The following is a 14,458-nucleotide window of genomic DNA, read 5'->3' on the forward strand; positions in this document are numbered from 1 at the left end:
CGTATCTGTCGTTACGTGCTGCCACATGTCTCGCAATAGCGTTGCGCGTCATGCGGCGGCCCGGCGGCGCCCGATCTCAAAGCGGCCCGGCGCCGCTGCACTATCCGTCCACCACGGCCGGCGCGCAATGCTCGCTTTCGTGCATGGCGCCGGTGCGGTCCGCAGCGTCGTTCGAGTCAGCAGCGCGCGGCAGCAGGCGCGCCAAAGCGTCGCCGGCGCGCACGCCTTTGCCCGCGGGCAGCACGAAGAGCGGGTTGATATCCAGTTCACGCAGGCTCGCCCGCTGATCGAGCGCCATCGTGGATAGCGCGACGATGGTCTCCACGAGCGCCTCGATATCGCCGGGCGGCTTGCCGCGCGCACCGTCGAGCATCGCGAACGAGCGCAACTCGCGAATCATCGCGTGAGCGTCCGCATGGGTGACCGGTGCGAGCCGGAAGCTCACGTCCTTCAGCACTTCGGCATAGATACCGCCGAGCCCGCACATGACCGCCGGTCCGAACGACGCGTCGTTTTCGATGCCGACAATCATCTCGAGCGCATCGCGGATTTCCTCCTGCACCAGCACGCCCTCGATCCTCGCGTGCGGCACATGACGGTGCGCGTTCCCGACGATTTCGTCGAAGGCGGCGGCCAGCGTCGCTTCATCGCGGATACCGACCCGCACGGCACCGGCTTCGGTCTTATGCGCGATGTCCGGCGACTGCACCTTAATGACTAGTGGAAAACCGATTGCCCGCGCCAGCGCGCATGCTTGGTCACGATTCTGCGCGAGCCCGCTTTTCGGGACATCGATGCCGTAGTCGCGCAGCAGCGCTTGCGAAGCGTGTTCGGTCAGGTCCAGGTCGCCATGCTTGCCCTGAATATCGACCAGCAACGCACGGGCGTGCTCGACGTCATAGCGACGCAAGGCTCGCGGCATCGGATCGCGCGCCTCTGCCCGCGCGCGACGCGCCTGCGCATAATCGGCCAACGCGGCGAAAGCGCGTCCGCAACGCACCGGCGTCGCGTACAGAGGCACACCGTGCGCCTCGATCGTCTCATACGCTTCGCCGGCCATGTCGCGGCGCGCATTCCATGCGAGCATCAGCGGCTTGTCGATGCTGCCGTAGACGCGCACGATCGCCGTGGCCATCGCCTGCGCGACTTCGCCGCTCGCTGCCGCGGCCATGATCGCGATGGCGTCGATATTCGGATCGTCGGCGATGATCTGCAAGGCGTCCGCGAAAATTTTGGGCTCCGCGAGGATGCCCGCGGTCAGGTCGATTGGATTGTTCAGCGAGGCGAACGCGGGCACGATCGGCTTCAGGCGCTCGAGCGTCGCTGCCGACAACGCGGGCACCGACATGCCGCGCTCAGCGCAGGCATCGGTGATGAGAATGCCGGCGCCGCCCGAGAGCGTGACGACCGCGATCCGCTTGCCGCGCGGCAGGCGTCCGGCTTCGAACGCGCGGGCGTAGTCGCCGAGGTCGGCGACGTCGCTCACTTCGATCACCCCCGTCTGACGGAAGGCCGTGCGATACAGCGCCGAGGCGCCGCCCAGATTCGCCGTATGCGACGCGGCGGCCTTGGCGCCGTCGGCGGTGTTGCCGACCTTCCAGGCGAGCAGTGGTTTGCCCGCGTCGAGCGCGCGGTTCGCCATGTCGACCAGCCGTCCCGCGTCTTTCAGACCTTCGATGTACGTCGCGATCAGCGAGGTGTGCGGATCGGCGATGCACGCGTTGACGAGATCGAGCAGGCTGACATCGGCCTCGTTGCCAGTCGTGATGAAGTGCCGCAAGCCGATGCCCAGTTCGTCGGCCATGAGAAGCAGCGCGCAACCGAAGCCGCCGCTTTGCGAAATCAGCGACAGGCCGCCGCGCCGATAAGCGACGCCGAAGGGCGCGCCGAATCCGGCGTAGACATTTGCGCCCGTACTGACGAAACCCTGGCAGTTCGGTCCGATCACGCGAATGCCGTGAGCCTTCGCGATGTCCGCGCATTCACGCTGCAGCGCGGCACCCGCTTCGCCGGCTTCGGCGAAACCCGAGCTATAGACGATGGCAAAGCCCACCCCTTTTTCGCCGCACTGACGCAGCATGTCCGGAACGCGGCGCGCGGCGACGAGGATCAGCGCGAGATCGGGCGTGGACGGCAAAGCGGCGATGCTGTCATGGCACGCGACGCCGTCGATCTGCGCATATTTTGGATTCACCGGATAGAGCGTGCCCTGGTAACCGTGCTGCATAAGAAAGCGCATCGGCTGGCCGCTGATCGACTTCGGATCGTTCGACGCGCCAATGATCGCAATAGAGCGCGGCTCGACAAGCCGGCCGATATCGAGCGCGCCGGCGTCATGGGTTGCTGGGTTCATGGCGGTCCTCATGCTGCACACGCGGCGTCGGCGCGAACTTTTGCCTGATCTCGCTCGGCGGCGCGCCGCAGCGTGATCTTCGCGATGTTCAATTGATGAATCTGCGTGGTGCCTTCATAGATGCGAAAGGCGCGGACGTCGCGGTAAAACCTTTCGACCGCGTTGCCCGCCAGATAGCCGCGTCCTCCGAGCATTTGCACCGCGCGATCCGCGACGCGGCCGCACATTTCCGAGGCGAACATCTTGCACATCGACGCCTCCAGCGCGACATCCTCGCCGGCATCGCGCTTGCGCGCGGTTTCGAGGATCATCGAGCGCGCGGCGTAAATTTCAGTCTGACATTCGGCGATCAGCGCCTGCACGAGCTGGAATTCGGCCACAGGCTTGCCGAACTGCTCGCGCCGCGAAGTGTAGGCGACCGCTTCTTCGAGCATGCGCATGGCCGGCCCTGTGCATAGTGCGGCGAGGTGGATGCGCTGTTTGTTCAGCACCTTCATCGCGGTGCGGAAACCCATGCCTTCCTTGCCGCCGATCAGATTGGCGGCCGGCACGCGGCACCCTTCGAACACGACGTCGCCGACCGGCGAGCCCGCCTGGCCCATCTTGTCGTAAGGCGCACTAGTGGAAAGACCCGGCGTGCCACGCTCGACGAGAAACGCGGAAATGCCGCCCGCGCCTGGCTTGGCCAGCTCGGTTCGCGCCATCACGGTGAAGAGATCGGCTATCGGCGCGTTGGTGATGAAGCACTTGCTGCCGTCGAGAATGTAATGATCTCCGTCGCGCCGCGCCGTGGTGCGCAATGCCGTGGCGTCCGAGCCTGCATCGGGCTCGGTCAGCGCGAAAGCGCCGGTGAATTCGCCGGACGCGAGCCGCGGCAGATAGCGCTGTTTCTGCGTGTCCGTGCCGTCGGCGACCAGTGCTTCTGAACCGATGCCGGTATTGGTGCCCACCCGAGCGCGAAATGCCACCGACGCCTGCGAAAGTTCAAACGCGCCGCGCACCAACTGCTCGGTCGACAGCCCGGCGCCGCCGAAATCGCGCGGAATGCTCCAGCCGAAATAGCCGAGCTCGCGCATGCGCTGAACGAGGTCGGCCGGTACGGCGTCCGCCTGTTCGATTTCGTTTTCACGCGGGATTGCTTCGTCGCGGACGAACTTTGCGACGCCCGCGAGCATTGCGTCGAAGTGTGAGGAATGGCTGGTCATGCTTGTCTCCGTCATGTGAGTCGCTTATCTAGGTCGATTTGTGACTTCACTATCGAAGATTTACCGGCAGTCGGAGCGATTTGTTCGACTATGCAGAACAGAGTTTGGATATGCAGAACGCGGAGCGCAGAATAGGCCATTACGGAGAAGAGAGAGCAACAGCGATGGCAGCCAACAGCAAGCAGTCCGACGCGGCGGCGCTCACCGGCGATTACCTGGATTCGAAAGCGCGCTACGTGCCGGACGAATTCGACGGCGACCGCCAGTTCGCCACCACGCTGGCGCGCGGCCTCGACATCCTGCATTGCTTCACGCCGCGCGAATCGCAACTCGGCAATGCCGAATTGGCGGCGCGCACCGGCATGACCAAGGCGACGATTTCACGCTTTACCTACACGCTCACGCGGCTCGGCTATTTGCGCGTCAATCGGATGAATAACAAGTTTCAGCTCGGCTCGGCCGTGTTGTCGCTGAGTTATCCGTTGCTTGCGAGCATGAGCGTGCGCCAGATCGCGCGGCCGTCGATGAAGGAGCTGGCGGATCAGATTCGCGGTTCAGTTTCGCTCGGCATGCGTGACCGGCTCAACGTCGTGTATCTGGAAAGCAGCCGCAGCAGTACGCCGCTTGGAATGCCGGCGGATATCGGGCTGAGCTATCCGATCGTGCGAACGGCGATGGGCCGCGCGCTGCTTGCGGCGCTGCCCGCTGAGCGGCGCGAGGCGCTGTGCAATGAAATCGCGGTGAAGTCGCCGCATGAATGGAGCACCTTCCGCGAGCGCGTACTGAGCGCAATCGACTATTTCTATGAGCGCGGCTTTTGCGTGTCCTACGGCGACCTGCGTCGCGAGATCCATGCCGTTGCCGTGCCGATGAAGCCGTCAGCCGATGGCGAGATTCTCGTTTTCAATTGCGGCGTGCCTTCTTATCTGCTGAAGGAGAAGCAACTGGAAGGCGATATCGGGCCGCGGCTCGTTTCGATGGTGCGCAGTGTGGAAGGGGCGATGGGAATTTACTGAAAAGGACGAAACCCGGCACGCAGGCCGGGTTTCGTTTTTATCGCCGCGCTGTTGTCACCGCATGGCGGATCGAGCGTCATTCACAGGCGGGACGACCGTCACTCAACTCGAAACATAAGCCACATACGGCCCCGTCCCGCCCCCCGACGAAGCACGCCCCGAAATCCCGTAATACACATGACGGCCGTAAAAGAACGGCAAACCGAAGTCGAACTGCCGGGTCATGTAGATCCCGAGATTATTGAACGCGTTATTCCCCGATGAAGTTAGCGTCGCGCCGTTGGCAATATTGAAGCCGAGTGACACGCTCGCCGGATTGGTCCCGATCAGCGTCGAGGTACGGCCCACGGTTGCGGTCGGAATGTAATAGCCGGACGACGTGTCGCGAGGGATCGTCGTGTCCGGAAAGAACATCACCGTCGAGCCCGAATCGAAGAACGTCTGTGTGAACGTGGTGCCGCCATATGACGACGTGAAGTCGCCGTTCAGATCCGTTCGGAAAATCGGCGCGCCCGTGCCGTTCAGCACGTTATTGGCTTGCGTATCGATGCCGAACACGAGCGTGCCTTGAGCGGTCGCGCTGCCGCTATCGGACACCTGCGCCATTTCCAGAATCACACCGTTGTTATCTTGCGCGAACCGTGCGACCGGATTGCTGATCTGCTTGGAGACCGGCACCGAGACCGCGTTGCCGGCATTGGTGTAATAGAACTGCGAGAGCACCGTCAGCGCACACTGCGAGCCGCAGTCCACCGGGCTGACGCCGATGCCGAGAATGCCGTTCGCGCCGAGATCGGACGCGGCGGCGAGCGGCCGGCCCACCTGGCATTCGCTCGGCGCGGCAATGGTCAGCGCCGAATCGCCGATCACCTGGATCGGCACCGAGGCGGCAACCTCGCTCGACAGCCCGATGTCCGCGAGATGCACCGAACCCCATGCATAACCGCTGCCGAACAATGCGCATTCAGCAAGCGGCAGACCGCTCGACTGATCCGTTTCGGCGGTGAGCGCGTTGAAGGTGGAGGTCGGGATCGCGGAGCGCACCAGACGCAGCCCGAACGATGCCGTATCGACAATCACATTGGGAATCGTCGTGCAACTCGTGCTTGCGTTGGAGCCGGGGGCGCAGAGCTTGACGCTGACCATCGGCTGGTTGTGAATGCCCGTTCCGCTTACCGTCACCGACATCGTGTTGCCGGGGCCGACGGGTGTGGGCACGGCAGACGCATCGACGGCGAGCGTGTTGGAGCTCGAGTCGCCGGTCGAAGGGTTGGACATCGTGCCGCCTGGGCCCGCCGGCGCGCTGGCGGCAACCGGTGCATTAGCCGGTGCGTTAGCCGTCGAGTTGCTGCTGGAGCCGCCGCCACCCCCGCCGCAGCCGGCAAGACCTAACGCCAACCCGAGTCCGAGCGCCGCGGCAATAATCCTTGCGATTTTGCGCACTGTTGTTCTCTCTCTAATGATTTTAATGAGTTACTTGATATCGTCAGCGCTCACGCCTTGCGGCAGCGCTTGCGGTAAATAGGCGCGTCCCACGAAAGCGCCCATATGGCCGCCGGTCTCCACGACCAGCGCCGACTGATGCACGGCGGCGGGTCCGTAGCCGCCGCCTTGCGTGGCGTGGGCGTCAGTGAGCGCCTGGACATACGACGGGAAGTAAGCGGCGAGCAGCGTTTTGAGCGGCGGCATGGTCGGGCCTTGCCAGCTCAACGCGAACACCGTATTGCCCGCGCCGATGTACTCGCTCACCACAGTGCCCGACGGCAGCGTCGTCTGGCTCACGGTGTAAGCCGCCGAGGCCGCACTGCCGCTGGCGGCGAAGCGCGCCACCGCCGCGCTATTCTGGCTGGCCGCCCCAGCACTCGTGCTGCTGGCCGTGACGGGATAGGTCGGCGCGGCGCCCAATGCGGCATACGCCGGAGCGGCCAGAGCGACGAGAGCGAGCGACGCCGCGGCCACCGCGAGCATGCGAAATTGACTCATTATCATTTTTTCGTATTCAAAGTTTTGGAGAATACGCGCGAGCGGATTTAACCCTCGAGCTCGCACGCAGCCGATACTAGCGCGAGCGAATTCGATTAAATCAGACGATTAATGGCGATAATCGGGCTCTGTTTAAAATTGAAAGGTAACGGACGTCCGTTATTCAATCCGCGCCGAGCTTCTCGATCAGCATCGTCACAAAGGTTTCCGTAACCGGCGGCAGCGTCCTGCCGCGTTTCTTGATGAGCGCGATAGGGCGAGTAAACGCGGGGTCGTCGACCGCGCGCACGATCAGCTCGGGCTCCGCCCTGACTTCGCGGGCCGACGCCGGCAGGATCGTCACGCCGAGTCCGGCGCGCACCATTGCGACCGCGGTCATCATGTAGGTCGGCTCGCACGCGATCTCCGGCGTGCAGCGGGCGTTCGTGAAAGCGCTATCGACCACCGCCCGCACGCTCGTGCCTTGCGCGGTCAACACGAGCGGCGCGACCGCGAGATCGGCCAGCGTGATGCGCCGCCGCCGGGCAAGCGCATGCCGCTTCGGGAACACGGCAACCAGCCGGTCGATGCCCGCATGCAGCACCTCGAAAGCGGCATCGTCCAACTGGCCGCCAGTCAGTCCGATGTCCACCTCTTCATTGCGCACCAATGTGTTGACCATGCTGGCGACCACGTCGCGCACATGAAAGCTCACGCGCGGCACGGCCTTCTTGATGTCCTGCACGAGTTCGGGCAACACGCTGGCCGCAAACGTCGGCAAACAGGCGATCCGTACCGTGCCGCTTGCGCCAACGCCGAGCGCACGCGCGTCGATCAGCACATGCTCCATGTCATGCAGCGACTTCTGCAGCAGCGGCAGCAATTCACGGCCGGTCGGCGTGAGCGCGACATTGCGGCTGTTGCGGTCGAACAGGCGCATGCCGACGGTTTCTTCGAGGCGGCGAATCTGCACCGTCAACGCCGGTTGCGACAGATGCAGCCGCGTCGCCGCGCGCGTGAAGCTGCCCGTTTGCGCGACGGCGATAAACGCGCGGATGTCCCGAAGATTTAGATCCATGATGCTTTGTAATTGCTGTGATCAAATCATTTCAATTGATTTATAGCCGCTTCGAACTTACGCTGGATCGCAGTAAAAAACAATCTCGGAGACAAGCACATGCTGCCATTACTGGGGCTCGCAACCATCGTCGTGCTGCTCGGCGCGATTCTGTCTAAACGCATGTCGCCGCTGGTGGCGCTCATCATCGTGCCGATTGCGGCGTCGCTCATCGGCGGCTTCGGCTTTCAGACCAGCAAGTTCGTAATCGACGGACTCAAGAACCTCGCGCCGGTCGTCGGCATGTTCGTGTTCGCGATTCTTTACTTCGGCACCATCACCGACGCGGGCACACTCGATCCGATCATCGACCGCATTCTGCGCGCGGTCGGCACGCGGCCCACGCGCATCGTAATGGGCACCACGCTGCTCGCGCTGCTGATCCATCTGGACGGTTCCGGCGCCGTGTGCTTTCTGGTCACGATTCCCGCCATGCTGCCGCTTTACGATCGCCTGAAGATGGACCGGCGCGTACTGGCCGCGGCAGTTTCGATGGCGGCCGGCATCAACTTTCTGCCGTGGACGGGCCCGATGATTCGCGCCTCCGCCTCGCTGCATCTGCCGATCTCGGCGCTGTTCAATCCGCTGATTCCGGTGCAGGCGATCGGCCTTGTGTTCGTATTTGGCATGGCGTTCTGGCTCGGCCGGCGTGAGGAAAAACGTCTCGGTCTCACGGCCGCGAGCGGTTCGGTGCCCATGCCCAAGCGCGAACTCTCGCCCGAAGAACAGGCGCTGCGACGGCCTAAGAACTTCTGGTTCAACATTGTGCTGACATTGGTGGTGCTCGGCACGATGGTCGTGATGGGCGAGAAGGTTCCGCCGGCGATCATGTTCATGGTCGGCCTCTGCATCGCGTTGATGGTGAACTATCCGAACGTCGACATGCAGCGCAAACGGATCGACGCACATGCTCGCGCGGCCTTGATGATGGCCGGCATTCTGCTGGCGGCCGGCGTGTTCACCGGCGTGATGCAAGGCAGCGGCATGCTGAAGGCGATGGCGCAAGCGGCGGTCGGTTTCGTGCCGCCCGCGATGGCCGGCCATATTCCGGTCGCGCTCGGCTTGCTGTCGATGCCGCTCAGCATGTTGTTCGACCCCGACTCGTTCTACTTCGGCGTGCTGCCTGTGATCGCCGAAGTGGCCGGCCAACTCGGCGTGCCCGCGGTGCATGTCGGCCAGGCCGCCTTGCTCGGCCAGATGACCACGGGCTTTCCGGTGAGCCCGCTGACACCGGCCACGTTTCTCGTGGTCGGCCTGTGCGGCATCGATCTCGCCGATCACCAGAAATTCACGTTCCCCTTGCTGTTCGGCGCGTCGGTCGTCATGACGATTGCCTGCGTCGTGCTGGGGATATTCTCACTGTGAGCATCACTGAACCAACGGATGTGACCAGCATGACAGCTACTCAACCTCAACGTAGGGTACGCATCGGGGCGGGCGCGGGTTATTCAGGCGACCGTATTGAACCGGCGGTCGAACTGGCGCAATACGGCGCGCTCGATTACCTCGTGTTCGAGTGCCTCGCGGAACGCACGATTGCGATCGCGCAGCAGGCGCGCAGCAAGGACCCTGAACTCGGCTACGACCCGCTGCTCGAAACACGCATGAAGGCGGTATTGCCGGCCGCGTTGCGCAACGGCGTGCGGATCATTTCGAACATGGGTGCCGCGAATCCGCTCGCGGCGGCGCGCAAGACCGCGGAGATCGCGCGCTCGCTCGGTCTCGGCGACGTGAAGATCGCCGCAGTCACCGGCGACGATGTGCTCGACGTGGTGCGCCAAGGCGATTTCTGTTTCGTGGAATCGGGAGAACGCGTCGCGGACTACAAGGATCGGCTCGTGTCCGCGAACGCGTATCTCGGCGCGAGCGCGATCGTCGATGCGCTCGCGGCCGGTGCGCAGATCGTGTTGACCGGACGCGTGGCCGATCCGTCGCTGTTCGTCGCGCCGCTGATTCACGAATTCGGCTGGCGCATGGACGACTGGCAGACGCTCGGCCAGGCGACGGTGATCGGCCATCTGCTCGAATGCGCGGGGCAAATCACCGGCGGCTATTTCGCGGATCCTGGTTTCAAGGATGTCCCTGAACTGGCGAGGCTCGGTTTTCCCATCGCCGAAGTCGGGCAGGACGGCGGGGTGGTCATTACCAAGCTGGCGCAAGCCGGCGGACGCGTCACCGAGGCGACCTGCAAGGAACAACTGCTGTACGAGATTCACGATCCGCAGCGCTATCTGCAACCGGACGTGGTCGCGGATTTCTCGCAGGTGCGTGTCGCGCAGGAAGCGCCGGATCGCGTTCGCGTGAGCGGCGGGCGAGGCACGCCGCGTACGGATACGCTGAAGGTGTCGGTGGCTTATTTCGATGGCTATATCGGCGAAGGGCAAATTTCCTATGGCGGTCCTGGCGCGTTCGCGCGCGCGCGGCTCGCACTCGATATCGTGCGGGAGCGGCTCGTGTTGACCGGCGTGCAGACGCGTGAATTGCGTTTCGATCTGATCGGTGTGAACGCTTTGCACGGCGAAACCGCAGCAGTGGGTTACGCCGAGCCGTACGAAGTGCGCGCGCGAGTGGCGGGGCGCACGACCTCGCTCGCTCAGGCCGTGCAGATCGGCAACGAGGTGGAGACGCTTTATACCAACGGTCCGGCAGGCGGAGGCGGCGTCACGAAGTCAGCGCGCGAAGTCGTCGCGGTGCAATCGGTTTTGCTGCCGCGCGAGCATGTGACGCCGGCGTTTTCGATGGTGGAGGCGTGAGATGAAATTACGTGAACTGGCTCATTCGCGCACCGGCGACAAAGGCAATACGCTGAACATCTCGGTGATCTGTTACGACGCGCAGCATTACGACCATCTACGCACCGTGCTGACGCCGGAACGCGTGAAGGCGCATCTGCGTGATGTCGTGCGGGGCGACGTGGTGCGCCATGAACTGCCCGCGATTGCCGCGTTCAACTTCGTGCTCGGCAATGCGCTCGGCGGCGGTGTGACGCGTTCGCTCGCACTCGATGCACACGGCAAGTCGTTGAGTTCCGCGTTGATGGATCTCGATGTCGAGGCGCCCGCTTCGTAGTGCGCTTATACGTTGGCGGCCGGCTTCAGGCGTCCGCTTCTTCCCACGGCGGCACCGGCTGCCACGCTTCGATCAACTCATCGATAAAAAGCCGCACCTTCGGCGTGAGATGCCGGCGCGTCGGATAGATCGCGCGAATCGGCAGCGCTTGCGCTGCGAACGATTGCAGCAGCGGTTGCAAATGGCCCTGGCGGATCTCGTTCGCAACCAGATAGTTGGGCAGATTGATGATGCCCACACCATTCACAGCCGCGCCGATCAACGCCTCGGCGCTGTCCATCTTCAATCTGCCGCCGGCCTCCACCGCCTGTTGCCCGACGCCCGCGAAAAGCCAGGGTTGCGGACGTCCCGCGCTGACGAATTGCAGGCACTCGTGGTGCGCGAGATCGAGCGGCGAGACAGGCGCACCACGCTTCGCGAGATAAACCGGCGACGCACACGTGATCAGCTTTTGCGTGGCCACCGTGCGCGCGATGAGCCGCGAGTCCGGTTTCGGTTCGCCGACGCGGATGGCGACGTCGATCCCCTCGTCGACGAGATCGACGAAGCGGTCCGTGAAGCTCACCTCGGCGCTGACCGCGGGCCAGCGTTCCAGAAACAACGCGATGATCGGCAACACCTGACGGTGACCGAGGGCGATCGGCAGGCTGATGCGCAATGAGCCTGCCGGTGTCGCGCTGCGCACCGCCATGGCCGTTTCGGTCTCTTCGAGGTCTTCGAGAATCTGCGTGCAGCGACCGTAAAACACGGAGCCGTCGTCCGTGAGTCCCAGGCTGTGCGGCGTTCGGTGCAGCAGGCGCACCTGCAAGCGCGCTTCGAGACGGGCAATGATCTTGCCGACCGCCGAGCGCGTAATACCGAGTTGCTGTCCCGCCGACGTAAAGCTGCCGGCCTTGACCACGGTGACGAAGGTCGCGATGTCGTTGATGTTGCCGAGCGCCAAGTCGAGATTCCCCCAACAGGTGTGTGCAATGTGAATGAGCGGCCGCGCGCCAGCCGTCGCGCTCCGATGATAGCGCGTCGCCCGTCTGTCGCGATGAAGGGGAGCCACATTCCCCATCGATCCTCCTACTCTCCGTTCAGACGTAATGCCCTCAATTTCAATATCTGAATCGGAGAACATCCATGGATGCCAATCAACTTGCCGGATCGTCCGCGAGACCGGCACTCGCTAGCGACAGCGCGCTCGATGCGCCGCTCGTCTCAACAGGGGCGGCTGCCTCGCGCGGAGCGTCGTGGGCGGCGGTGCTATCCGTCGCGGTCGGCTCGTTTGCCTTCGTCGCCACGGAATACATGCCGGTCGGCCTGTTGCCGCAGATCGCGCACGATCTCGGCGTCACGCCCGGCACAGCAGGCCTGATGGTGACGACGCCGGGCATCATCGCCGCGATCTCGGCGCCCGCGCTGCTGCTCGCCGCCGGCCGCATCAACCGCCGTCTGATCCTGTTGCTGCTGGCCGCGTTGCTGGTCGCATCGAATGCGATCTCCGCAATCGCGCCGAGCTTTGCCGTGATGCTGGTGGGCCGCGCGTTGCTGGGCGCGAGCCTCGGCGGCTTCTGGACCGTCGCGCTCGGCGCGTCGGGGCAACTCGTGCGCGAGGACCAGGCCGCCCGCGCCGGCGCGACGATTTTCATGGGCATCACGCTGGCGACGGTGATCGGTGTGCCGCTCGGCACCTTGATCGCCGATCTGAGTTCATGGCGTGTGTCGTTCTTTGCGACTGCGGTGCTCGCGGGCGTAGCGTTGGCCGCACAGGTGGTGTTCCTGCCGTCGCTGCCGCCCAAGGCGGCGATGCGCACGGACGACTTTCGCGCCATGCTGGCACGCTCGAACGTGCGCCGCAGTCTGTGGATGGTCGGGCTGCTGTTCGGCGCGCACTTCGCGGCTTATACGTACATCGCGCCGTTCCTCGAGCGCAATGCGGCCTTCGGTCCGTCGTGGATTACGGCTGTGCTGCTCGGTTTCGGCGTGGTCGGCTTCGCGGCGAATTTCGCGATCTCGGCTTTGGTCACGCGCCATCTCAAGGTCTCGCTGCTGATGTTGGGCGCGCTCATGGCGGCCGCTTTGTTCGCCTTGCCGATGCTTCAAGTCTCGCGTGTGGGCGTGATCGCCGCGGTGATGGCGTGGGGCATCGCATACGGTGCTATCCCGCTCAGCCTGAGCATCTGGATGCAATGGACTTCGCCGGAACGCCCTGAAGCGGGTTCGTCGATGTTCGTGAGCACCGTGCAGACCTCGATCGCGCTCGGCTCGCTGGCGGGCGGCGCGGTGGTCGATCACCTCAGCATCGCCTCGACGATGCACTTCGGCGGCTTGCTCGCGGTGCTGAGCCTGCTTGTGATCATGACGTTCAGCACACGTCACGCGAGCCTCAAGGACGTACTCGACAAATAGCCGGCGCGCTGTTGAAACACAGTTGCCGCGCCATCGAAACAATCGGTGACGGCTGTGCAGTCCAGCAGGCGCAAGGCTTTCGGCGCATTGCGGACTGCAGGCTCCCAAGTCTTCGGAGCCGTGGCCCGTTTTTCTCGACGCCCCGCGCCTATAGATTGTCATTCAACGCAGGACAGCGCACGCAGCGCTCGGCGGCAATCATTCACCGGATCACATCGAGAGACAAACATCATGAGCAAGCTCTTTACCTCCGTCAAAGTAGGACCTTATGAATTCGCGCACCGCGTCGTGCTCGCACCGCTGACGCGCATGCGTGCCGAAGACGGTGCGCGCCCAGGCCGCCTGATGGCCGAGTATTACGCGCAACGCACTTCCGCAGGCGCCTTGCTGATCGGCGAGGCGACCATTGCCGCTGTTGAAGGCAACGGCTACCTCGGCGCCCCCGGCCTTTACGACGACAGCCAGATCGCCGGCTGGCGCGAAGTCACCGACGCCGTGCACGCGAAGGGCGGCAAGATCTTCCTGCAGCTCTACCACGCGGGGCGCCAGTCGAACGCTGAGTTGCAGCCCGAAGGACGGCGTCCGGTGGGCCCGTCGGAAGTGCTGCATGGCGGCGTGGCTTACACCAAGGCCGGCTGGATTCCGAACACGCCGAACCGCGCGCTGGAGATCGACGAGATCGCCGCGATCGTCGAGAGTTTCCGCACGGCTGCCGAACGTGGCGTGAAGGCGGGTTTCGACGGCGTCGAATTGCATGCGGCGAACGGCTATCTGTTCGACCAGTTTCTGCAGGACGGCAGCAACAAGCGTACGGATATCTACGGCGGTTCGTTCGAAAATCGCGCGCGTCTGTTGATGGAAGCGACCCGCGCGGTGATTTCGGTGTGGGGCAGCAACAAGGTTGCCGTGCGTCTCGGACCGAGCGGCTCGTGGGGCGATATGTCGGATAGCGATCCGGTCGGCCTCTTTAGTTACGTCGCGGACGAACTGGCCAAGCTCGATCTCGCGTATCTGCATCTGATCGAGCCGCGTATCGCCGGCAATGTGGAAGATGAGAGCCGCAATCCGGATCCGGTCGCCGCGCAGACGATCCGCAAGCATTACGCGGGGACGATCATCGCCGCGGGTGGTTTCAAAGGCGATTCGGCGGAAGCGATTCTCGTCGATGGCGACGCCGATCTCGTCGCATTCGGTCGCGACTTTATCGCCAACCCCGATCTGCCGGAACGGTTGCGCCGCAATCTGCCGCTCAATGCGTACGATCGGCCGACGTTCTTCGGCGGCACGGAAGTGGGCTATACCGACTATCCGCTTTATGACGAAGAGGCTGTGAGCGCATAAG

The 14,458-nt window shown here is 63.8% G+C and carries 12 protein-coding genes; 6 read left to right on the forward strand and 6 right to left on the reverse strand.

Annotation, left to right across the window (positions count from 1 at the left end; all coding sequences use genetic code 11):
- Positions 1–100: 100 nt before the first annotated feature.
- Entirely contained in the window at positions 101–2,353 is a 2,253-nt protein-coding gene (locus tag BPHYT_RS20320; protein WP_012425984.1) for an acetate--CoA ligase family protein, read from the reverse strand.
- Positions 2,354–2,361: 8 nt separating this feature from the next.
- Positions 2,362–3,558 carry an acyl-CoA dehydrogenase family protein gene (locus BPHYT_RS20325; protein WP_012425985.1) on the reverse strand — a complete coding sequence of 399 codons (1,197 nt, stop codon included), beginning with the start codon at positions 3,556–3,558 and terminating at the stop codon, positions 2,362–2,364.
- Positions 3,559–3,722: 164 nt separating this feature from the next.
- Between BPHYT_RS20325 and BPHYT_RS20330 the strand changes: the two genes are divergently transcribed.
- Positions 3,723–4,574 carry an IclR family transcriptional regulator gene (locus tag BPHYT_RS20330; RefSeq protein ID WP_012425986.1) on the forward strand — a complete coding sequence of 284 codons (852 nt, stop codon included), beginning with the start codon at positions 3,723–3,725 and terminating at the stop codon, positions 4,572–4,574.
- 102 nt (positions 4,575–4,676) lie between these two features.
- On the opposite strand, the gene BPHYT_RS20335 is transcribed toward BPHYT_RS20330, so the two are convergent.
- From BPHYT_RS20335 to BPHYT_RS20345, 3 genes are all read right to left on the reverse strand, one after another.
- Positions 4,677–5,852 (reverse strand): DUF3443 domain-containing protein, encoded by a 1,176-nt coding sequence (locus BPHYT_RS20335; protein WP_238535727.1) that lies wholly within the window; start codon positions 5,850–5,852, stop codon positions 4,677–4,679.
- A gap of 195 nt (positions 5,853–6,047) precedes the next feature.
- Positions 6,048–6,563: a DUF2844 domain-containing protein gene (locus tag BPHYT_RS20340; protein WP_148225135.1), complete on the reverse strand. Its 516-nt coding sequence runs from the start codon at positions 6,561–6,563 to the stop codon at positions 6,048–6,050.
- 157 nt (positions 6,564–6,720) lie between these two features.
- A complete protein-coding gene (locus tag BPHYT_RS20345; protein ID WP_012425989.1) occupies positions 6,721–7,614 on the reverse strand; it encodes a LysR family transcriptional regulator in 894 nt (297 codons plus the stop codon).
- A gap of 99 nt (positions 7,615–7,713) precedes the next feature.
- On the opposite strand from BPHYT_RS20345, the gene BPHYT_RS20350 reads away from it, so the two are divergent.
- Genes BPHYT_RS20350 through BPHYT_RS20360 form a run of 3 tightly spaced genes read left to right on the forward strand, consistent with a single transcriptional unit; the run spans position 7,714 to position 10,722 of the window.
- A complete protein-coding gene (locus BPHYT_RS20350; RefSeq protein WP_012425990.1) occupies positions 7,714–9,018 on the forward strand; it encodes a CitMHS family transporter in 1,305 nt (434 codons plus the stop codon).
- Positions 9,019–9,047: 29 nt separating this feature from the next.
- The gene (locus tag BPHYT_RS20355; RefSeq protein ID WP_012425991.1) at positions 9,048–10,406 is read left to right on the forward strand and encodes an acyclic terpene utilization AtuA family protein; all 1,359 of its coding nucleotides are present in this window, start codon (positions 9,048–9,050) and stop codon (positions 10,404–10,406) included.
- 1 nt (position 10,407) lies between these two features.
- Positions 10,408–10,722, forward strand: coding sequence for an AtuA-related protein (locus BPHYT_RS20360; protein ID WP_012425992.1), 315 nt, complete (start codon positions 10,408–10,410; stop codon positions 10,720–10,722).
- 25 nt (positions 10,723–10,747) lie between these two features.
- Here the strand turns inward: BPHYT_RS20360 and BPHYT_RS20365 are convergent, their stop codons facing one another.
- Positions 10,748–11,665: a LysR family transcriptional regulator gene (locus tag BPHYT_RS20365; RefSeq protein ID WP_041759078.1), complete on the reverse strand. Its 918-nt coding sequence runs from the start codon at positions 11,663–11,665 to the stop codon at positions 10,748–10,750.
- Positions 11,666–11,847: 182 nt separating this feature from the next.
- Between BPHYT_RS20365 and BPHYT_RS20370 the strand changes: the two genes are divergently transcribed.
- On the forward strand, positions 11,848–13,116 hold the full coding sequence (locus tag BPHYT_RS20370; RefSeq protein ID WP_012425994.1) for an MFS transporter: 1,269 nt from the start codon (positions 11,848–11,850) through the stop codon (positions 13,114–13,116).
- Positions 13,117–13,347: 231 nt separating this feature from the next.
- A complete protein-coding gene (locus BPHYT_RS20375; RefSeq protein WP_012425995.1) occupies positions 13,348–14,457 on the forward strand; it encodes an alkene reductase in 1,110 nt (369 codons plus the stop codon).
- Position 14,458: the final 1 nt, after the last annotated feature.

Origin of the sequence: Paraburkholderia phytofirmans PsJN (genome assembly GCF_000020125.1) — a bacterium.
Taxonomy (GTDB): Bacteria; Pseudomonadota; Gammaproteobacteria; order Burkholderiales; family Burkholderiaceae; genus Paraburkholderia; species Paraburkholderia phytofirmans.

What these genes read in the sequence shown, in the direction of transcription:
- BPHYT_RS20320 (WP_012425984.1), bottom strand. Translation starts at nt 2,353, where the DNA reads ATGAACCCAGCAACCCATGACGCCGGCGCGCTCGATATCGGCCGGCTT.
- BPHYT_RS20325 (WP_012425985.1), bottom strand. Translation starts at nt 3,558, where the DNA reads ATGACCAGCCATTCCTCACACTTCGACGCAATGCTCGCGGGCGTCGCA.
- BPHYT_RS20330 (WP_012425986.1), top strand. Translation starts at nt 3,723, where the DNA reads ATGGCAGCCAACAGCAAGCAGTCCGACGCGGCGGCGCTCACCGGCGAT.
- BPHYT_RS20335 (WP_238535727.1), bottom strand. Translation starts at nt 5,852, where the DNA reads ATGTCCAACCCTTCGACCGGCGACTCGAGCTCCAACACGCTCGCCGTC.
- BPHYT_RS20340 (WP_148225135.1), bottom strand. Translation starts at nt 6,563, where the DNA reads ATGATAATGAGTCAATTTCGCATGCTCGCGGTGGCCGCGGCGTCGCTC.
- BPHYT_RS20345 (WP_012425989.1), bottom strand. Translation starts at nt 7,614, where the DNA reads ATGGATCTAAATCTTCGGGACATCCGCGCGTTTATCGCCGTCGCGCAA.
- BPHYT_RS20350 (WP_012425990.1), top strand. Translation starts at nt 7,714, where the DNA reads ATGCTGCCATTACTGGGGCTCGCAACCATCGTCGTGCTGCTCGGCGCG.
- BPHYT_RS20355 (WP_012425991.1), top strand. Translation starts at nt 9,048, where the DNA reads ATGACAGCTACTCAACCTCAACGTAGGGTACGCATCGGGGCGGGCGCG.
- BPHYT_RS20360 (WP_012425992.1), top strand. Translation starts at nt 10,408, where the DNA reads ATGAAATTACGTGAACTGGCTCATTCGCGCACCGGCGACAAAGGCAAT.
- BPHYT_RS20370 (WP_012425994.1), top strand. Translation starts at nt 11,848, where the DNA reads ATGGATGCCAATCAACTTGCCGGATCGTCCGCGAGACCGGCACTCGCT.
- BPHYT_RS20375 (WP_012425995.1), top strand. Translation starts at nt 13,348, where the DNA reads ATGAGCAAGCTCTTTACCTCCGTCAAAGTAGGACCTTATGAATTCGCG.